Annotated in this window: 16 protein-coding genes; 6 read left to right on the forward strand and 10 right to left on the reverse strand. The window is 54.5% G+C overall.

Going from position 1 to position 20,602, the window contains the following annotated elements; all coding sequences use genetic code 11:
- Positions 1-63: 63 nt before the first annotated feature.
- Positions 64-204: a hypothetical protein gene (locus ACE6ED_RS12505; protein WP_410827493.1), complete on the reverse strand. Its 141-nt coding sequence runs from the start codon at positions 202-204 to the stop codon at positions 64-66.
- A gap of 91 nt (positions 205-295) precedes the next feature.
- Between ACE6ED_RS12505 and ACE6ED_RS12510 the strand changes: the two genes are divergently transcribed.
- On the forward strand, positions 296-2,047 hold the full coding sequence (locus ACE6ED_RS12510; protein ID WP_410827494.1) for an alpha-glycosidase: 1,752 nt from the start codon (positions 296-298) through the stop codon (positions 2,045-2,047).
- Between the two features lie 191 nt (positions 2,048-2,238).
- Here ACE6ED_RS12510 and glgA read toward each other — a convergent pair whose 3' ends face one another.
- Together glgA and glgB are read right to left on the reverse strand one after the other, a co-directional pair.
- Positions 2,239-3,768, reverse strand: a complete 1,530-nt coding sequence (gene glgA / locus ACE6ED_RS12515; RefSeq protein ID WP_410827495.1) for a glycogen synthase GlgA — start codon at positions 3,766-3,768, stop codon at positions 2,239-2,241.
- The gene (glgB, locus tag ACE6ED_RS12520; protein ID WP_410827533.1) at positions 3,769-5,736 is read right to left on the reverse strand and encodes a 1,4-alpha-glucan branching protein GlgB; all 1,968 of its coding nucleotides are present in this window, start codon (positions 5,734-5,736) and stop codon (positions 3,769-3,771) included.
- Positions 5,737-6,036: 300 nt separating this feature from the next.
- Between glgB and ACE6ED_RS12525 the strand changes: the two genes are divergently transcribed.
- On the forward strand, positions 6,037-7,263 hold the full coding sequence (locus ACE6ED_RS12525) for a glucose-1-phosphate adenylyltransferase (protein ID WP_410827496.1): 1,227 nt from the start codon (positions 6,037-6,039) through the stop codon (positions 7,261-7,263).
- Between the two features lie 160 nt (positions 7,264-7,423).
- Here ACE6ED_RS12525 and ACE6ED_RS12530 read toward each other — a convergent pair whose 3' ends face one another.
- The 6 genes from ACE6ED_RS12530 to ACE6ED_RS12555 form a co-directional block, all read right to left on the reverse strand.
- Positions 7,424-8,470, reverse strand: coding sequence for a GNAT family N-acetyltransferase (locus tag ACE6ED_RS12530; RefSeq protein WP_410827497.1), 1,047 nt, complete (start codon positions 8,468-8,470; stop codon positions 7,424-7,426).
- Positions 8,467-9,957 carry a sensor histidine kinase gene (locus tag ACE6ED_RS12535; RefSeq protein WP_410827498.1) on the reverse strand — a complete coding sequence of 497 codons (1,491 nt, stop codon included), beginning with the start codon at positions 9,955-9,957 and terminating at the stop codon, positions 8,467-8,469. The genes ACE6ED_RS12530 and ACE6ED_RS12535 overlap by 4 nt, the downstream gene beginning before the upstream one ends.
- Complete coding sequence (locus ACE6ED_RS12540) at positions 9,954-10,652, reverse strand: response regulator transcription factor (RefSeq protein ID WP_410827499.1); 699 nt, start codon at positions 10,650-10,652, stop codon at positions 9,954-9,956. The genes ACE6ED_RS12535 and ACE6ED_RS12540 overlap by 4 nt, the downstream gene beginning before the upstream one ends.
- On the reverse strand, positions 10,645-11,958 hold the full coding sequence (locus ACE6ED_RS12545; protein ID WP_410827500.1) for a hypothetical protein: 1,314 nt from the start codon (positions 11,956-11,958) through the stop codon (positions 10,645-10,647). Before ACE6ED_RS12545 ends, ACE6ED_RS12540 begins: the two co-directional genes overlap by 8 nt.
- A gap of 117 nt (positions 11,959-12,075) precedes the next feature.
- Positions 12,076-12,801 carry a phosphonate ABC transporter ATP-binding protein gene (locus ACE6ED_RS12550; protein ID WP_410827501.1) on the reverse strand — a complete coding sequence of 242 codons (726 nt, stop codon included), beginning with the start codon at positions 12,799-12,801 and terminating at the stop codon, positions 12,076-12,078.
- Positions 12,802-12,912: 111 nt separating this feature from the next.
- Positions 12,913-14,109, reverse strand: a complete 1,197-nt coding sequence (locus ACE6ED_RS12555; protein ID WP_410827502.1) for an MFS transporter — start codon at positions 14,107-14,109, stop codon at positions 12,913-12,915.
- A 175-nt stretch (positions 14,110-14,284) separates the two neighbouring features.
- Here ACE6ED_RS12555 and ACE6ED_RS12560 point away from each other — a divergent pair, with 175 nt between their 5' ends.
- The 3 genes from ACE6ED_RS12560 (at position 14,285) to ACE6ED_RS12570 (ending at position 16,881) form a co-directional block, all read left to right on the forward strand.
- Entirely contained in the window at positions 14,285-15,202 is a 918-nt protein-coding gene (locus ACE6ED_RS12560) for an ArsR/SmtB family transcription factor (protein ID WP_410827503.1), read from the forward strand.
- Between the two features lie 89 nt (positions 15,203-15,291).
- A complete protein-coding gene (locus ACE6ED_RS12565) occupies positions 15,292-16,050 on the forward strand; it encodes an HAD family hydrolase (protein ID WP_410827504.1) in 759 nt (252 codons plus the stop codon).
- Positions 16,051-16,152: 102 nt separating this feature from the next.
- Positions 16,153-16,881, forward strand: coding sequence for a DsbA family protein (locus tag ACE6ED_RS12570; protein WP_410827505.1), 729 nt, complete (start codon positions 16,153-16,155; stop codon positions 16,879-16,881).
- Between the two features lie 205 nt (positions 16,882-17,086).
- Here ACE6ED_RS12570 and ACE6ED_RS12575 read toward each other — a convergent pair whose 3' ends face one another.
- On the reverse strand, positions 17,087-19,405 hold the full coding sequence (locus ACE6ED_RS12575) for a type IA DNA topoisomerase (RefSeq protein WP_410827506.1): 2,319 nt from the start codon (positions 19,403-19,405) through the stop codon (positions 17,087-17,089).
- Positions 19,406-19,685: 280 nt separating this feature from the next.
- On the opposite strand from ACE6ED_RS12575, the gene ACE6ED_RS12580 reads away from it, so the two are divergent.
- On the forward strand, positions 19,686-20,597 hold the full coding sequence (locus ACE6ED_RS12580) for a copper amine oxidase N-terminal domain-containing protein (RefSeq protein WP_410827507.1): 912 nt from the start codon (positions 19,686-19,688) through the stop codon (positions 20,595-20,597).
- Positions 20,598-20,602: the final 5 nt, after the last annotated feature.

Here is a 20,602-nt window from a genome sequence, read left to right on the forward strand (position 1 = left end):
TGGGCATACTTTGCCAGGGGTGATATCCGCCTACACCTTTCACGAAGCAGACACATTTCTGTATTACCGGCTTGGCTGCTGGTTCAGACGGATGCCAGAAGCGCTGCCGGCGTGCTGCTGGTTCATCAGGATGCCAGAAGCGCTGCCGGCGTGCTGCTGGTTCATCAGGATGCTGATCCGGGTATTAAACTCATGCTTCGGCATTTAGCAAACGATCCACTGGCTGTATGCCTAATATGTGCTCATGAACATCATAGGGAGCTTTAACGCTCACCGCACACCGGAGGTGCCTCATATGTTATTGGAAGCTTTGTATCATGTCCCCCGCGACCGCTGGGCGTATGCTTATGACAAGGAAACCGTACATTTGCGTTTCCGGACCGCTAAAAACGATGTTCGGACGGTTTATGCTTTAACCGGCGATAAATACGACTGGGAAGCCACCTTGGCGGAACTGCCGATGGAAAAAGCCTCAAGCGATGATCTGTTCGACTACTGGGAAACTGAGGTCCGTCCCCAATATAAACGGCTGTCTTACCTGTTCAAGGTGGAATCGGAAGATCAGACGGTGTACATGTATGATAAAGGAATTACCGAAAACGAACCGGAACCGCCCGGCAATTTGTTTGCCCTGCCTTACATACATCCGCACGAAGTATTTGATGTTCCCGCTTGGGCAAGGAATGCGGTTTTTTATCAGATTTTCCCCGATCGGTTTGCAAACGGAGACCCAAATAACGATCCCGAGGGCACCGAGCCTTGGGGCGGCGAACCGAAGACGGACAATTTTTTCGGCGGGGATCTGCAGGGGGTCATGGACCATCTGGACGATTTGGTCGAGCTCGGTGTGAACGCTATTTATTTTACGCCGCTGTTTGTCTCCCCATCCAACCATAAATATGACATTGTCGATTACAAAACGGTCGATCCGCATTTCGGGGACAACGATTTGCTGAAACGTCTGGCCGAGGCCTGCCATGCCAAAGGGATCCGAGTGATGCTCGATGCCGTGTTTAATCACTGCAGCAAGCAGTTCCCGCCCTTCCAGGATGTCGTCCGGAATGGAGCAGCGTCCAAATACAAGGACTGGTTCCATATCAACAGCTACCCCGTTGAAGTAAAAGAGGGCATTCCCACCTACGATACGTTTGGTTTTTTTCCCGATATGCCGAAATTTAACACAGCGAATCCCGAGGTTCAAACCTATTTGCTGGATGTTGCGGAATACTGGATCAAAGAGATCAAGCTCGACGGCTGGAGGCTGGACGTCGCCGATGAGGTCGACCACAGCTTTTGGCGCAAGTTCCGCCAAGTTGTCAAAGCCGCCAATCCGGAAGCGTATATCGTAGGCGAAGTATGGACCGATTCGCTGGCCTGGCTGTTCGGCGATGAGTTCGATTCCGTGATGAACTATCCGTTCTCCGAAGCAGTGCTGGACTTCTTCAGCGATGATCTGGACAGCGCGGGTTTTGCGGAACGCATTGGTTCCCTCTTGATGCGGTATCCCCGGCAGGCGAACGAAGCGGCGTTTAATCTGCTGTGCAGCCACGATACGCCGCGTCTGCTCACCCGGCTTGGCGGCGACAAACGGCGCATGAAGCTGGCCGCTTTGTTTCTGCTCACCTTCCCTGGAACGCCGTGTATTTATTACGGCGATGAGATCGGGCTGGACGGAGGCCCGGACCCGGGGTGCAGGAAGTGTATGGAATGGGACGAAAAGAAGCGGGATAGCGACCTTTACAATTTTTACGGGCGGATCATCGCCCTGCGCAAGGAACACACCGTTTTCCGGACCGGCCGTTTCCGCGTGATTACGGCATGTCAGGACAACCCTTGTCTCGTCTATGAGCGTTCCGATAAATCGGAGGCTTTTACGGTCTGGATCAACAACTCCGCTGAGCGCCGGGAAATCAAAGCCGAGCTGGCCGGCAAAGACTGGCGGGATTATTTGACGGACACTGTCCCGGGAGCGGATGACGCCGGCTGCTACCGGATGGAGCTGGAGCCTTACGGGTACCGGATTTTGCATCGCAAAGGCGAACAATAAGGCGCCTTTACAGCTGGAGTAGGGTTCTCCAGTCAGAGCCATTTCAAATGGCTTTGACTGGAGGGCCCCTTTTTTTGCTGCCGGGCAATAAAAAAACAGGCAGGAAAAGGTACTCCTTTCCCTGCCTGCCTTCATTCTTGTCTGCCTGTGAAGTTGGAAATGAAATGCCGCACAGCTTGGTTAATGCGCTGTTATTCGTTTTCGGCGTCGACGCTGCCGGAAACCCCGGAGACCGGTTCAGGAGCCGGTTCGGGATCGGCCGAAGGCAAGGCAGCCGGGACGTCCAAGTCCAATTCAGACGGTAAAATGCTCCGGTACACCGAAATGTACTCCTCGGCAGATACATTCCAGCTGTAATCGCCGGAAAAAGCGTTTTTGGCGACACGTTTCCAGTGCTCCGGCTGTCTGTAGAACGCCAAGGCCCGGCGGATCGTGTTCATCATGTCGTGCGCGTTGTAATTGGTGAAGGTGAACCCGTTGCCTTCGCCGGTAAATTCGTTGTACGCCTGGACCGTGTCGTTCAGGCCCCCCGTCTCCCGGACAATCGGAATGCTGCCATATCGGAGCGCCATCAGCTGGCTGATTCCGCAAGGCTCGAATTTGGACGGCATCAGGAACATGTCGCTGGCCGCGTAAATTTTGCGCGACAGCGCGTCACTGAACCGGATCTGCGAAGACAGCTTGGTGGGATAACGCCACGAGGCCTCCCGGAACCATCTTTCATATACTTCATCCCCCGTACCCAGCAGGACGAACTGAATATCATCGTAGTACAGCAGCTCGTCAAGAATCCGGGTGACCAGGTCAAGGCCCTTTGAGTCGACCAGGCGTGTGACCATGGCGATCATCGGAATGTAAGGGGCTACCGGCAGACCGAGCTCCTGCTGCAGTCCCAGCTTGTTTTCGCTTTTTTTCGCCAGATTGCTCCGGTACCGGGTGAAAATATGCGGGTCGGTCGCCGGGTTATACTGCTTCGTATCGATCCCGTTGACGATTCCGCTAAGATGCGCCGATCTCGCAAAAAGCAGTCCGTCCAGCCCGTATCCGTAATAGGCCGTCCGGATTTCCTGGGCATACGTCGGGCTGACTGTTGTGACATGATCGCTGAACACGATGCCGCCTTTCATGAAATTCACGTTGCCGTAATATTCCACGCCGTTAAAATAGCGGCTATCCAGACCCAGAAGCTCGCCCAGCACTTCATACGGGAAGACGCCTTGATACAGCAGATTATGTATCGTAAATACCGTACGCATTCCGGCGTAAAACGGATCGTGCCGGTAGTGGCCTTCCAGCAGCAGCGGAATAACCGCGGCGTGCCAGTCATGGCAGTGCAGGATTTCCGGCTGGAAATCAATGCTCGGCAGGCATTCCAGAACCGCGCGGTTGAAGTAGGCAAAACGCTCGCCGTCGTCCATATACCCGTAAACCCCGTCACGTCCGAAGTAATATTCGTTATCGATAAAATAAACGGGGATGCCGTCGTGAATGATCCGCTGAACGCCGCAGTACTGCCGGCGCCAGCCAACCGGCACCTCCAGCACGGCTACCGTCTCCATCTGCTCCCGGTAGCTCTTCGGGATCCCTTTGTATTTTGGCAGAATTACACGGACGTCGGCCCCTGCACGCTGCAGCGCTTTGGGCAAGGCGCCGATCACATCGGCCAGCCCGCCCGTTTTGATAAACGGATGGGCTTCGGCTGCGGCAAACAACACTTTCATCTATACGTCTCCCCCTTCGGATAGGTTCGTAACGGACTTCGTTTTGCGCGTTCTTGGCTTGTGGGTTTTCTCCGGAGTCTCCGCCTTCTCCTTCCCCGGCTTAAGGGCAAGGGCTTCGGGGACAATTTCCGGTTCGGCAGCGGCGCCGCGCCGGCTCGTCTTCTTCAGCACCAGGAAGCTCAGCGGCGGCAGATTCACCTCCAGGCTGTGCAGCTGTCCGTGCCATTCCCTTTTTGAGGTCTTCATCGGCAGATTATGCAGTCCCTCCCCGCCGAATAACACGCTGTCGGAACTGAATACCTCTTCATACGTGCCAGCCTTCGGAATGCCGATCCGGTAGGCGTAACGCGGAACCGGCTGGAAGTTGACCAGCACGATCAGGGTGTCGGACGGTTTTTTGCCCCGGCGGATGTAAGACAACACACTTTGGCCGCTGTCATCCGCGGAAATCCACTGGTATCCGTCCATGTCGTGATCCAGCTCCCACAGCGCTTTTTCCGTCAGGTACAGCTTATTAAGCGCCGCGGTGTAAGCTTGCGTCTTGCGGTGGCTGTCATAATCAAGCAGGAACCAGTCGAGCTGATCCTGGTCTTTCCATTCGATGAACTGGCCAAATTCGCCGCCCATAAACAGCAGTTTTTTGCCGGGATGGGTCATCTGGTAGCCGAGCAGCGTACGGAGTCCGGCGAATTTCTGCTCATAGGTTCCGGGCATTTTGTCCAGCAGCGACTTCTTGCCGTGAACTACCTCGTCATGCGACAGCGGGAGCGTATAATTCTCCGAATAAGCATAACAGATCGGGAACGTCAGCAGATTATGCCGGTGAGGCCGGGAAGCAAAATCCTCTTCTATGTACGCCAGCGTATCATTCATCCAGCCCATATTCCACTTGTAATTAAAGCCCAGTCCGCCTTCATGCACAGATGCGGTTACGCCGGGCCATGCGCTCGACTCCTCGGCCATCATTAAAGCATGGGGATAATATTCGAAGATTGTCCGGTTCAGCTGCTGCAAAAAAGCAATCGCCTCCAGGTTCTCCTTCCCGCCATGCGAATTTAGCCGATATTGTCCCTCATGTTTCTCAAAATCGAGCCGGAGCATGCTGGTCACCGCGTCCACCCGCATCCCGTCGATATGAAACAGCTCATACCAGAACAAAGCATTGGAGATCAAAAACGAGCGGACTTCCGGTTTGCTGAAATCAAAGGAAAGCGTACCCCACCCTGGTTTTTCCGCCAGCAGCGGATCGCTATATTCGTATAAAGGGCTGCCGTCAAAACGCCGCAAACCATGGGCGTCCTTCGCAAAATGGGCGGGAACCCAGTCCAAAATCACGCCGATCCCGGCCTGATGGCAGCGGTCGATCAAATACATGAGATCCTGCGGCGCGCCAAACCGGCTGGTAGCCGCAAAATACCCGGTTCCCTGGTACCCCCAGGAGAGGTCGTAGGGATGTTCGGCCAGCGGCATAAATTCCACATGCGTATAACCCATCTCCAGCAGGTAAGGGACCAGAAGATCGGCGATTTCGCGGTAAGTATACAGCTCGCCGCCTTCTTTTTGCCTCCAGGTGCCAAGATGCATTTCATAAATATTCAGCGGCTTCTGGTACGGCGATTTATTCCGTCTGCGCCAGTTTCCGTCACCCCAGCGGTACCCTCCAAGATCCGCTACAACCGAAGCGGTGGCCGGTCTGACCTCTGCTTGGAACGCGTAAGGGTCGGCTTTCAGGAAGCTGTCTCCGTCTGGCGTGGTTATCCTGTATTTGTAAAATGTTCCGGGTTCGATCCCGGCAAAAAAACGACTCCAAATTCCCGAATCGGGTATCTTAACTAATGTGTCCTCTTCCCCGCTTCCGTTCCAGCCGTTGCGGTCGCAGGCCAATCCAACCTGGGCGGCATGGGGCGCCCACACGGTGAACCGGACACCCTTACTTCCGTTCTCCACCGTAAGGTGGGCACCCAGCATCCGGTAGCTGCGGTAATTTGTGCCTTCATGGAACAGGTAAATGTCATCTGGAGAGATGCCTCCGGTCTGCGTCAGATCTGCCAATTCAACACCGCCTTCAATATAGGATGCACCTAATACATTACCCCAAACCCGTCTGTTTGAAAATCGTTTGAACAGGCTGAAAAATATTTTATGAATTCAGAAAATATAAAATGTAATTTCTTTTGAGGTATTGCAATATATTTCATTTATCCTGGTTTCAAGCCCGATAAACAAGTTTAATTATCAGACATTGACAAATATATGGGAGGGGTAACATTGAGTACTAAAGATTGCATTGCCATGCTGCTTGCGGGCGGAGAAGGACGGAGACTGGCGCCCTTAACATCAAGTATGGCGAAACCGGCAGTTCCGTTTGGCGCCCAATATCGAATCATTGACTTCCCCCTCAGCAATTGTGTCAACTCTGGCATCGATACAGTTGGCGTACTGACCCAGTATGAGGCGGAATCTTTACATACGCATATTGGAAAAGGCGAAGCCTGGGGGCTCCCCTTGCAAGGTGACCGCGGCGTATCGCTGCTGCCTGCTGGAGTCGATGGACGCGACAGTTATATGGGGACGGCCGATGCGATTTACAAAAATGTAGATTTCATTGACAGCCGAAACCCCGAGCATGTGCTCATTCTTTCCGGCGATCATATTTATCATATGGATTACAGACAGATGCTGGATTATCATAAAAACAAAAACGCCAAGGCAACCATCTCGGTTATGGAAGTGCCATGGGACGAAGCAAGCCGTTTCGGCGTTATGAACGTGGACGATGAATTCCGTATTTCGGAATTCGCCGAGAAGCCGAAGCAGCCGAAAAGCAACCTGGCTTCGATGGGCATTTATCTGTTCCGCTGGGATTACCTGAGAGAGCATCTGCTGCGCGATGCGGCAGACCCGGCTTCGAATCATGATTTTGGCAAAGATATCATCCCTTACATGCTTGGGCTGGGCGATTCCCTGTTCGCTTACCGCTTTGAGGGGTATTGGAGGGATGTAGGCACCGTATCCAGCTTGTGGGAAGCGCATATGGATCTGCTGCAGGGCGGAGACAACGGCTTCCAGCTGGATAACTCGCGTTGGCCGATGTACAGCCGCCTCCAACGGTCGAAGCTGGGCGCACACAAACCGAAAACGCGCCAGGATGCGCCGGACTGCATGCTGCATGAAGCTTGCAGCGTAGAGGGCAGCCTGCAGCGCTCCGTTATTTTCGGCGGCGTCGAAGTCGGCAAGTTATCGCAGATCAAACAAAGCATCGTCATGCCGGGAGCGCGCATCGGCCGCGGCGTCATCATCGAAAACGCCATTATCGGCGAAGGTGCCGTCATTAAGGACGGAGCCGTAATCAAGGGCAGCCCGGATAATATCGTGGTCGTCGGTCCCCGCGAAGTCGTGGCCGCGAAGCCGGTTATCCGCACCCACCCTTCCCGCCTGCTGCAGGAAGTATACGAAAAAACCGGACGTCTGCGGGCCGAAAGCCTGCCGTCTTAACCGGCATATTGTTAAGGAAAAAGGGTCAATCCCCAAGGCCGTATTTATCGGCTTGCGGGATTGACCCTTTTATACGTTCATGGACTACGTTTGTTGTTCCGGATACACTTGATTCAAGCCGCATCAGAAACCGCTTCATCGGCTTCGCGGAACCCTTTCGTCAGCGATGGAGGTTATACTCCGTCAGCATGCCCTGTTCATCCGCCTGCTCAGTGCCGCCCATCGCGGCCGGCTGCCCGCTTGCCTTGAACCCAGCCCCGCTGAACAGCCGGACGGTTCCGAAATCAAGCGGCGAAATCCTTGCGCGAAGCTGAATCAGCTTAAGCGCGTCAAGTCCAGTCCGAATGGCCTCTGCCAGCATCCGGCCGCCATATCCCTTCCCCCGGCTGTCCGGAGCAACAAAAAGGCCGGTAACTTCGGCACTTCCTCCGCCGCGCTGAATCCCGGTTAATGCGAGATGTCCTATCACTTGGCCTGAACGCCGATGTACCGCACTGTAGATAAGCCTGTCCAGCTTTGTTGTATCATTTGCATCCTTTAAGTAGGCCTGAAGCTCTTGATATCCGGCCGGAAATGGCAGCGCCGACACGGCATCATCGGGCTGTACCGGAGTCGCCACACTGGCCGCAATAAGCTGTTCCGCATCCTTCTCCGTAAAGTACCGAAGGAGGATCGCGTCCGGATCCTCGTCCCGCTCCAGCTCATATAAATTAGCCATTCGGCCGCCGCCAAAATCACGGATGCCCTGGAACCGGAAACCTAAGCTCTGGTAATACCGGTTCAGCTTCACATTATGAGCCGCCGTATCCAACCGCAGGCCCGTGCAGCCCCGCTCCTCAGCAAGAGAAGCGGCCAGCTCCAGCAGCTTTGTACCAAGCCCGGCGCCCCGGTAGGGTCCGGCAACCGCCAGGCGGTGAAGGTAAGCATAACGCGGATCATTCCGCTCTGCCCAATACAATTCGTCGCCGGACTGCAGCGTAAACATCCCCGCCGGCTCTCCGGCAATCCGGGCCAAATAAACAAGCCGCTCGTCAAAATAACGCGCGACCTCTTCTTCCGTAAACTGGGCGGTCCGCCACTGCCGGATGCCCTGCGCTTCCATCCAGTCTGCGGCCGCCTTTAGCAGCCGCAGCACAGTGTCCGCTTCCGCACGGCCGGCTTGCAACAGCGTAACCTGCTGCTCCAGCTTCTTCATATGTCCGCTCATTCCCCCGCCTCCGGTTTCCGCTCTTCCGCTGCGGGCGGCAGCTGCGTCTTCGGGGTTTGGGCAGGGGTTTGAGCAGGAATCTGCGCCGCTTCCGGCGGTTCGGTCAGCGGCAGCTCGACCATAACTTCGGTTCCTTTACCCAGCTCGCTGTTAATGCTCAGCTTGCCATTATGCAGCTCCACCAGCTGCTGCGAAATCGCAAGACCAAGACCGGTGCCTCCGTTCAGCGAATCCACCTGGAAAAACCGGTCTCTAACCCGGCTTAAGTGCTCTTCGCTGATGCCGATGCCCGCATCCCTTACGGTAATCGCTACCCGCTCGTCATTCAGCTTTTGTACGGTCAGCACAATGCTGGAATCCTCATGCGAAAACTTGACGGCGTTGTCCACCACATTCAGGAACACCTGCTTCAGCCGGTTGGCATCCCCTTTGACGTATATGCCGTCCGGCGATTCCAGGACAAGCAGAATGCGTTTTTTCTCCGCCTTGGCCCAGATGTTGAGGATCGTCTCCTGCAGCAGCACTTTTACGTTGACCGTTCCGAGCGACAGCTTCATCTCGTTCTGCTGGAGCTTGGAGAAGTCGAGAATTTCTTCGACAAGGCCAATCAGCCGGTCGCTTTCCTTCGAGATGATGCTCATACCAAGCTTTGTCTCCTCGGGGTCGTATCCGCCGGAGATCAACGTTTCGCTCCAGCCCTTGATGCTGGTAAGCGGGGTCCGCAGTTCATGCGAGATGGATGAAATAAAGTCGTCTTTGATCTGGTTGCTCCGCACGATTTCTTCCGCCATGTAGTTCAGCGTGGAAGCCAGTTCGCCCATTTCGTATTTGTAATCGCCTTTAATCCGCTTGTTAAATTTGCCCTGCGCCATCTGGGCGGACACGGCCGTAATGTTCTTCAGCGGTTTGACGATGGAATTGGCAAGACCAAAGCTGAACGCCACGACAATGGCCAGCACCGCGGCGCCAATGCTGACGGAAATCAGCGTGATGTTGAACAAGCTGGCGTCGATCCGCTCCATCGAGGTGACGTAACGGAGAACATAAGCCTCCTGCCCGTGGATCTGCAGCAGCTTGGAGACGGACATCACACTTTCGTTGGTGCCGGTCGCCCGGCCGATCCAGCGGCCGATGCCGCCGTTGACCGCTTCCGGCACATCTCCAGTCGTAATGGTTACATCCGGCTGAAAGCCCGTTGTACTTGTCACCATATCGCCGCTCGTCCGGAGAACCTGCAGTTCGGTGTTGCTTAGGGTAAACGTGTCGATAATGTCCTGCAGCCGGACGCCCGATTTGTTGTCCCGCTGCAGGTAGCTGTGAAAAAACAGCTCGGAGCTGTCGATCTGGGTTTTGATTTTGTTATACACACTATCATAATAGTAAGTCCGTATGGCCAGCAGGAAAATAACTTCCACGAGGAGAAGCGCCATCAAGACGACAAGAAAGTAGTGCAGGACGATCTGTCTGCGCATCCCCTTTTTGATCATTGTGAGGCGCCTTTCCATTTATATCCGTGACCCCAGACGGTCTGCAAATATTCGGGTTCGGACGGGTTGTTTTCGATTTTTTGCCGCAGCCGGCGGATGTTGACGTCCACGATTTTGGGATCGCCCATATATTCTTTGCCCCAGACATGGTCCAGCAGCACATCCCGGCTGAGCGGCGTATTCTCCTTCTCCAGGAAAAACTGGATCAGCGAAAATTCGGTTGGCGTCAGCTCGATGCTCTCTCCGCTGCGCTTGAACTGCTTCGAGATAAGATCCAGCGAAAACGGTCCCGACTGGAACGACACCTTGGCGCTTGTCTCGCGGTGCACATTCACCCGGCGCAGCAGCGACTGAATGCGGGCGATCAGCTCGGTCGGGCTAAACGGCTTGCTGACATGATCGTCTGCCCCAACGGAGAGCGCGTAAACTTTGTCCTGCTCCTGCACCTTTGCCGTCAGAAAAATAATGCCGATCCGCTCGTTGGTCTCCCGCACTCTCCGGCACACTTCAAAACCGTCGATGCCCGGCACCATCACGTCCAGCAGCGCAATGTCGATGTCCGGCACGGTGGTCAGCTTCTGCAGCGCTTCATTGCCGTCGGCCGCTTCCAGCACCTCAAAGCCGTTGCGCTTCAGGTTAATTACGATAAAACTGCGGATGGACTCTTCATCCTCCAGAATTAAAACCTTACTCATCGATTCCCTTCCTCTCAATCGGGCCTGCCCCTTTGTCATTCTTGAGCCCGTCTATGTTCTGTTTCAGTTTGCCGCGGTAGCCGATGTATTTCTCGCCGTCCGTCGCCCAGAGCTGCCAGCCGTCGTTTTTCACCCGGTCCCAGGAAGCCTGCGAGAAAAACGAGATTTCCGCCAGCGTCTCTCCTGTATCCTCGACAATAAACCGCAGGTACTGGTTCAGCACGGAAGCCGTATCAACCGTGACGGCATCTTGGGTCTCCGGCGGGAACTTCAGCGTGAAACGTCCGTCGGGATCCCGGTACTGCTGCTCCACAAAGGTCATGCCGTTTTTGCCGTCCCACTTGTAGTAAGAATACAGCCACGGCACTTCCTTGGAATCAAAATACTCCCAACCGGACGGCCGGTCCAGCAGTCCGATTTCGATAATCCCGTCGTCGTCGACATCCTCACTGTTGATATGCAGCTCTTTATAGGTCTGCTGAGTATCGCCGTCCGCCCGCGGAAGAACCTGCACCAGCCGGTCATTTTCCATCGCGATGACATAACTCGCTGCGCTTTGAGAGCCGATCGAGGCGTCAAGAACGACCCCTTCCTTGTCTTCGGCGACTTTGCCCGCGGCGATGTTATAATAGGCGTTCACATACGGATTCAGCGTGGACAGACGGTCCAGCTCCCTGAACTCGTCGCCGCCAAATTGATAGACGGATAAAGTCGCGTATTCGTTGCGTTTAAATGAAACAACCGTAATATCGTCGACCCCGTCCCCGTTCAGATCGCCGATTGTAAACCGGGTGTACGGGAGCGACAGCACCTTCTCCAGCGCGCTCCCCGGGTAACTCCAGACAACGAGCGCTTTCTGCAGCACTTCCTCGCTGCGCGAAAAGCCGACAACGATGTCAAGCTTGCCGTCGTTCGTCACATCCCGCAAGGAGACGGACTCCAGGATCGTCCCCTCTCCGTCGAACACCAGCCGCTTCACCCACTCCTTGCCCTGCTTCTCCAGGATCATGCCGTGAATCTGCACAGCCTCGTCCGGCGTCTCATAAAAAACGATCGCTTCCAGCACGCCGTCCTTGTTCAAATCCTCCGTCCGGATCGAGCTGTCGTCGTTATTGGCCGGCCGGAGAAGCGACGCGCCGGGAGGCAGCATGCTGTTGATCGCCGTCCGCAGCGTCGCCTTATCCTCCGGCAGCCGGGGCATCTTCATCTGCGATACGGGATCGCTTATATACGTACAGCCGGACAGCGCGGCCGTCAGCACGATTGCGGCCAGCGTCCGGCGCATTCTCCGCCTTGTCAAATTCATCACTCTTTCTTCTGTATACCTGGCTTTGGAGCCGGTCCTGGCGCTGCTTATTGCAGTCATCCGCTATTTTTGTTGTTTCCGCATCAGACAGCGCAGGTGGTCCGTCCGGAACCCAACCTATAATCCGCGTTTCTCAGCGGCGGTTAGACGCCGTCCGTATACATCATGTTTGATTCTGCCGTCTTCCAGTACCCAGATCCGCGAAGCAAACCGTTCCGCAAGCTCAAGCGGGATCACGGTGACGACGATAAGCCCCGTCTCTTCGCACAGCTTCTTCAGCGTCTCCATAACACTTTCCGCCGATTTTGGATCAAGACCCGTCACCGGCTCGTCCGCCAAAATCATTTTGGCGCCATGCACCAGCGCGCGTGCAATCGCGACCCGCTGGCGTTCGCCGCCGCTGAGCTGCGACGCTTTCAGCTTGGCTTTGTCCAGGAGCCCGAGGGCGTCCAGCTCATCCATCGCGCCCATGTAATCGTCCGAGCGGACCATTCCCGTCACCATCCGCCATACAGGCGTCTGGGATGACTGGCCGATCAGTACATTTTTTAGTGCCGTCTTGTTCATATACAGCTGCGGGCTCTGCTCCAAATAAGCCCATTCTCTGCGGAGCTTCAGCTTGCCGGTGAAGCCGGATTCGAGTACATCCTTGCCCTCGACAATCAGCTTCCCGTCATCCCACTTCTCCCGGAGTCCCAGACAGCGCAGCAGCGTCGACTTGCCGCTGCCGCTTCCCCCAATTATGGCTACAAATTCCCCTTTGTGAATTACGGCGTCTATCCGTTTCAGCACCGGAGTCCGGTCAACGCCAACCGATTTCGCCAAGCCATCCACCTTGATCATCTTGCGCCTCTCCCCATTTCGTTCGCTGCCGCGTAATCCTGTTTCTTCATTATCTACTTATAGTGTATTGGAAACGGCATCACAATTCCAATCGCGCACACGTGTTATCTATTATACCCCTTTTCCGGGCACTCTGGGAGTATATAAAAAGCCGGCCAGTCCAAACACAATATACAGTGCGCCAAGCAAAATAAATGCGCCCCCGCCCGTACCGGATTCCAGCAGTGTGCCGCCGATTCCCGGTCCAACGATGCTGCCCGCATTAAAATGAAACGACGCTACGACGTTGGCCGCCGGCAGCAGCGTGCGGGGCAAGATATCCGCCGCATAAGCAAGCCCAAGCGAAAAAAACGAACCCACCAGCCCCCCTGCCAGCAGCAGCAGTACCAGCGTGACGCCAAAACGGTCGCCCGCAGCAGGCAGCAGCACAAACGCCGCTCCGCCGCCGATCCCGGCGGCCATCAGCACTTTTTTGCGGCCAAAGCGGTCGCTGAGCAGGCCAAGCGGCAGCTGGAGCAGCAGCCCGCCTATGCCGGCGAACGGCAGCAGCGCAGCAATCTGGCTTTCGGCGTATCCGATTCTTAGTCCATAGACCGGGAAGCCGCTGTTCAGACTTGCTTCCATATAACCGTACAACAGCGCCGGCAGCAGCGCATACCAGGCCAGCGCATAACTTCGCCGGAAGCGGCGGGATTGTGCCGCGTCTTCCTCCCCTTTTTCCGGCTTGGAGTCTGGGAGATAACGCAAGGCAAGCACCAATGCAATCACAAAGATGACGGTCAACACAAAAAAGGGCACAGATTCGCCGAAACGGAGCAGGCCAATTCCGGCCGGACCCAGACTGAAGCCAAGCCCGTAGGACATCCCGTAAAAGGATAGGTTGCGGCCACGGTGCTCCGCTGGCGTCATCAGCAGCACCCACAGCTGCGCAGCGTAGTTAATCGCGGCGTCGCCGATGCCAACCAGAAAACGCAGCAAAAACCAAACTTTGACATCGGGAAACACCGGAAACAGCAGCAGGCTGACCGTCACGAGCGCGGTGCCTGCGGCAATCAGCTTTTTAAAGCCGACCGCTCCCAGCACCCGTTCGGAGATCAGCGTCATTGAAAACGAACCGATATATAGCGCAGCCGCATTCAGTCCATTCAGGGAAGCGGATACGCCCTGCTTCTCCAGCATAACGGACAACAGCGGAAGCAGCAGCCCTTGGCTGAGACCGGCCGCAACGATAACGGCGATAAGAATTGCGTAAAGCAGCCTGCCCTGCCGGGCCGCAGGCCGGGATGAAAGAGAAGAAGATTTTGTCACATCAGTTGCCTCCAAATAGAAATAAAACGAACCTTCGCCTTCGTACGGCCGGCAGGGGATTTCTTATTCCGCTCCGTCCGCCGCTTTAGGCAAACACCGAACATTATAGTGGACAAGGCTGTTTAAAACAAGAGATAATAACGGAAGTGAGTGTTCCTGGGAGGGTATCGTGATCATGAACTACCAACTAAAAATCGACGTATCGCCTGTATATGAGCTGCTTGACAGTTTCATGCTATACGTAACCCGAAAATGGATTTCCAACTTGGATATCGGCCCGGACTGGGTCCGGGATCTGGATAACCGCATCCCGCCGCAGAAGGTATCGAAACTGCTGCAGGCGGCCGAGTGGCCTTTTAACGATTACGATGTTCTCTATGCCTGGGCATACCGGCGCGGCTCCGCCAGCCAAATCTCCGAATTCCTGGACGACATGGAGCAGCTGCCCGCCGAGGAATGGCTGGAGCGTACGCTGCCCTTTATTCCGGGGTTCACCCTTGCGGAATGCCGGCGCATGCTGGAAGGCTACGCCCCGCTGCTGCGGCTGTGGCATGAGCAGTATTTCCGCCATGTCGAGCACAAAATGCTGCCGCTTTTGCTGGAGGACGCCGAAGAGAAAAAAATACTGCAAAGCAAGATGGACCCCGTCGCCTTGATCGAATACGCTTCTGGCGGCGTGGTGGTAGAAGAAATCCCGGGACTGGAGACGATTGTGCTGCTGCCGACCGTCCACAACCGCCCGATTAACACCTACTGCTTCTACCAGTCGCTGATGATTGTCCAGTACCCGGTCGAGGTTCCGGTCGAAAATGATGACGAACCGCCAACCGTGCTGCTGCGGATGACCAAAGCGCTGTCCGATCCAAGCCGGCTTCGTCTTCTGCGTTATGTTGCGCATGAACCAAAATCGCTGTGGGAAATGCAGTCCGAGCTGAACCAGTCGGCCGACATCCTGATGCATCATTTAATGATGCTTCGTGTCGCAGGTCTCCTGCGCATTCATCTGCAGGGAGAACCGGACGAACGCTTCAGCATCCGGCCGGACGGAGCATCCGAGCTGCAGCTGTTCCTTGAGTCGTATATCCGTTTATAAAAAGAATAGAAACCTACAGACAGGCTCCCGCGGTCCGGACAACCGGCCGCCCCGCCAGACTAGGCGGGGAGCCGCAAGGAGTGATCCACATGATTCATCACCCGCAGCAGATCGTGTTTGATCTGGACGACACGCTGGTACACTGCAACAAATATTTTGATTTAATCCTGGGGCAGTATTTTGAACTGCTGGCGGACTGGTTTGGAACCGGAGGGCCAACAACGGAGGAAATGCGTGCCAAACAGGTTGAAATCGACGTGGCTACCGTTAACGAAAGCGGACTGGCGAGCGAAAACTTCCCAAAATCGCTGATTTACACGTATCGGCATTTTTGCGCGGAACTACAGCTGCCTCCGGACCCGCTGCATGAAGAACAGCTGATGAAGCTTGGCCTCAGCGTCTACGATCAGGAAATTGAAGCGTATCCCGGCATGGTTGAAACGCTGGATGCGCTGAAGCAGGACGGGCACCGGCTGTACCTGTACACCGGAGGCGATCATGCCATTCAGCAGCGCAAAATCGAACAGATGAAGCTGGATGTTTATTTTGGCGACCGGATTTTTATCCGCCAGCACAAAAATATCGAAGCGCTTGATGCCATTTTGACAGAACACCAATTCGACCGGTCCAAGACGTGGATGATCGGCAATTCGCTCCGGACCGACATTTTACCTGCCGTCCAAGCGGGGATCAAAGCGGTTTACCTCAAACAGCAGAACGAATGGCTGTATAACATCATTGAATTTCAGCTCGACGCGGAGCCGGATGTCACAACGATTTCCGCCATCCATGAGGTTGTCCCGCTGATCCGCCGGGCATCTAGCCTGTCGAATACAACGTTTGGCTAACCCCGGCTGTCAAAGCTTCAAATTGTTAGAAATTACACATTTTTATCCTGCGGGAACCGCTATACTGGGTGCAAGATTGCAATTTCCCGCAGGAGGTCAGGAATGAACAGGACAACAAAACCTAAGGGCAGGTCCAAATACGGTCTGCCCATGCTTTTGGTTATTTTGGGCGTCGGCGTCGCGGCCGCGCTCGGGATCATCACCAGCTATTCAAATGCAAGCGCCGAAACCGAGCTGGAGCGCCTGCCCAACTACACGGACGTAAAAGAAAAAATCGTCGTAGATGGTCTGAAGTACGAAAAACAGCCAAAGCTTGGTCCGGACGACGCGCCGGTCAAAGTGATCGAGTTCGCAGACTTCAAGTGCCCCGCCTGCAAGCAGTGGAAGCAGACGTATTTCAAGCAATTCGTGCAGGACTATGTCGATACTGGCAAGGTGCAGCTGTATTTTATGAATTACGCGTTTCTCGACCGGGACTCCTATCTGGCCGCCAGCGCCGGGGAAGCCATTCTTCGCCAGAACAATGAGAAGTTTTGGGAGTTTATGGACAAGCTTTACGACAACCAGGGCGACGAAAGCCGGATTTGGGCCACCGAACAGTTTCTGCTAACGTTTGTGAAGGAGAACATCAGCGGGATCGATTACGACCGCTTCAAGCAGGACCTCCAAGCGCATACGTACCTGTATGATGTCAAGGAAGACTACAAGATCGCCGGTTCGTACGGTGTAAACGGTACGCCGAAGTTTATGGTGAACGGTGTATTGCTGCCAACAATGTCCTATGAGGAACTAACTGAAGCGATTGAGCAGCAGCTTGCCGCCGCCAAATAAACGAAGATGGTTTGCAGCTTCCCCGACCCTTATTTCTGCAAAAAACAAGGCCGCAGCGCGCCGGAATCCGGCAGCCTGCGGCCTTTAGCCATGGTGATGTAATGATCGAGATAGTGACGATATAGTGCTATATACACTGGATCATAGAAGCTCGGTAAAGTGAAGCTGTTAATGCGGCCAGCTTGGGACTTTCGCAAAAAAAGTATTATTGCTCGATTCGCAGCGTGCCGGTCTCCTGGCTGGCCAATACAAGTTTGCCCTCCACTTCGGCGCCCTGCTCGGTCTTCAGCTTCAGCTTGGCCGTTTTTCCTTTTTCGATCAGTGCGCGCACCTGGAGCTCGGTCAAACTGCGGCCGTAGCTTTCCTTCCAGATAACAAACCGGCAGCCCTCTTTATAGCGGGAACAGCCGTAACCCTTGCGGCCCATAAAAATCACGCCGCCGCACCCGGGCCGCGGACATGCCGCGATGCCGCGCGGCGAACCTGCCGGCGCAGCCGCCGATTGTCCTGCGGCCGGCCGGGACGCCGGACGCTCAGCCACCGCCGCTCCGGTCGACGCTTGTTTGCGCGCTGACGGCTTCGGCGCCGCAGCGCCGGCGGACGTGGTTTGCGAGGCGGCGGTTTTGCTGCGGCCGGAGCCCTTGCGGCCTTTGCCCCGGCCGGCATCCCCTTCCTCGCCGAACGCCAGCCGGTCCGCCCGGGACTGGGCGCGCACTTTTTCAACAATCATGGTCGCAAACCGCTTCACATTGTCCATAAATTGAAGATCCGATGCCGTCCCTCTGGAGATTTCATTCAAGCGGCGCTCCCACTGTCCGGTCATCTCCGGCGAGGTCAGCAGCTCGACACCGGCTCCGCGGATCAGCTCAATGGCCGTCCGCCCCTTTTGGGTGATGACGATTTTTTTGCCCTGCATTTCGACATACCCGACCTGCTTCAGCCGCTCGATTGTCGCCGCCCGCGTTGCCGGGGTGCCGAGGCCTGAATCCTTCATCGCATCCCGCAGCTCTTCGTCTTCAATCTGCTTGCCCGCGCTTTCCATCGCCTTCAGCAGGGTGCCCTCGGTGTAGGCTTTTGGAGGCTGGGTGTCTTTTTCTTTGACCACCGCGTCTTGACAGACCACAGGGACGGACGGATCAACCCGGAAGGGGACGGTGATTTCCTCCTCCTCTTCCTCCTCGTCTTTCCCTTTGCTGCGTGAGGATTTTGGCTTTTCTTTTTTCAGCTCCGCATAAATGGCCTTCCAGCCAAGCGAAAGCCGTTCCTTAACCGTGGTTTTGAACCGCTCTCCTTCCACTTCCGTCAGCACCGTATGCAGCTTGTATTCGGCGGGAGGATAGAACTGGGACAAAAATCTGCGCACAATCAGGTCGTACAGCTTCTGCTCGTCCGGCGCCAGATTGGACGCTTTGCGGTGCGTCGGAAGAATGGCATGGTGATCCTCCACCTTGGACGGATTGCAGACAAACCGGTTGTTTTTGTGCACCAGATTGCGGTTGGCCCCTTGCACCCAGGTATCGTAGGCTGTTCCCTGCAGCGATGTGAGCGCCTTGTGCATCTCCGGAATATTTTGTTCAGTTACGTAATTCGAATTGGTCCGCGGGTACGAAATTACCTTGTGTTTCTCGTACAGCGCCTGTGCAAGATCCAACGTTTTTTTGGCGGAAAAACCGTACCGTCCGTTCGCTTCCCGCTGCAGCAGCGTCAGATCATACAGCTTGTTCGGATACTCTTTGACGTCTTTGACTTCGTAAGATTCGATCCGGGCCGGTTTGCCCTTGACTTTCGCCGCCAGCGCCGCGGCTTTATCCGCTTCCGTGAACCGGTCGCCCTGCCACATGCCCTTGTACGCCGTTTCGGCCTGCAGAAAATGCCCTTCGACCTCAAAAAACTTCTGCGAGGTAAAAGCTTCAATCTGTTTCTGCCGGTCGTAAATCAGCGCCAGCACCGGAGTTTGCACCCTGCCTACGGACAGCAGAACATTGTGTCTTGTTGTAAAAGCCCGCGACCCGTTCATTCCGATCAGCCAATCCGCTTCGCTGCGCGCTTTGGCGGCTTTGGTCAAGTTCTCGTATTCCGCGGCGTCCTTCAGCTCCTGGAACCCTTTGCGGATTGTCTCCGGGGTCAGGTCGGAAATCCACAGCCGTTTGACGGGATGGCGCAGCTTCAAATGCCGCTGGATCAGTGAAAAAATATGCTGGCCCTCCCGCCCCGCATCACACGAATTGACAATCAGATTACTGCGTTTAGCCAGCTCGGCGATGACCTTGAGCTGTTCTTGGGTCCGCCGGTTCGCCACCAGCTTGAACTGGTCGGGAATAATCGGCAGGTCGCCGATGTTCCATTTTTTATATTTGGCATCATACGCTTCCGGTTCAGCCAATCCAACCAAATGCCCGATCGCCCAGGTAATGATGTACTGCTCCCCTTCCAGATAGGAACGGTGATTTTTGGCTTTTGGTTCTATTGCGGCCGCGATGTTCCGTCCCATATCCGGCTTTTCCGCAATAATGAGTGTCTTCACAACCCCTCGCTCCTTCTGTGCTTGCCTGCTGTCGGCCTGTCCGGTGAGGGCGGTTTGCGCTGTTTCAGGCAGCTTGCAAACGGTCAGCGGACAGGCTCTACTCTTTCCTATTATACCAGTGTTGCGGTGTGCAGGAGAAGCAGAAGTAAAACGAGGCTGAAACCTCGTGCAGAGGATCTATTTAATTGAAACGCAGCTCAAATCATGAAGTTTAGACCGTAACTTTTTACCTTTTTTTACGTTAATTACTATGCCCACTTATCAAATAGGAGGAATGTATGTGAAGAAAGCAACGCACTATAATAAATTTGGAAGCTTGACTTTATTAGCCGTCCTGGTCTTCGGTGTTCTTTCTGAAACCGTGATGGCTGGCAAACCAACTAATATTTTTATAGATTTAAATAATGAATATGTTGATACAGATGTTAAACCCTATAACGATCAGGGCACCATTCTAGTCCCTTTAAATGTGGTACAGAAGATTCCTGGCATTACCGTTACATGGGACAATACAACCAAAACGGTAACGGTTGCCCGGAATGATGAAGTGATTAAACTAACAGCAGATCAAAAACATGCCACCATTGGTTCCAAAAAGGTGCCTTTACCCGTACCTTCAAAATTGAAAAACGGCCGTATTATGGTGCCTATTCGCTTTATTGCAGAAGCAGCGGATGCCTATGTGGAATGGGACCCATACAACTATATAGTCTATGTGGCGAAACCTAGTAAGGAACTTATTGAAAAAACTATGTCATCTAATCTAGCAGAGGCCCGTACGGCCACATTGCAGCTTCCCAAGGTCCGTTCACTTAAATCTGTTACAGGAACCGTTGAAATGAGAGACACGATAAGCTATTATTTCCCTGAAGGAAAAGCAAACCAAGTCTTCATTTCATTAGATGACGGTATTGAATATTATGAAGTTGTCGGTGCACACCTCGAAGAGAAATGGGAAGTCAGATTTGGAAAAAAAGACCTTGACGGTCCTGATTTTTGGAAGTACAAAATCGAAGAGCAATCAGGTAAGATGCCAACCATAACCACCGGTCGCCTTACCTTTTTTAGTCGAAACTATATGACCGACATGGCCTCTTATGGTTTCATCAACAAGAATGGGGGAAGAGACGTCAGTGGAGAACAGCGTATGCGAGATGGCGAGTTTTTCCAGGTCCCTGGTGAAAAGCGTTAACATAT

This window comes from Paenibacillus nanchangensis (assembly GCF_046543445.1).
GTDB lineage: Bacteria > Bacillota > Bacilli > Paenibacillales > Paenibacillaceae > Paenibacillus_AQ > Paenibacillus_AQ nanchangensis.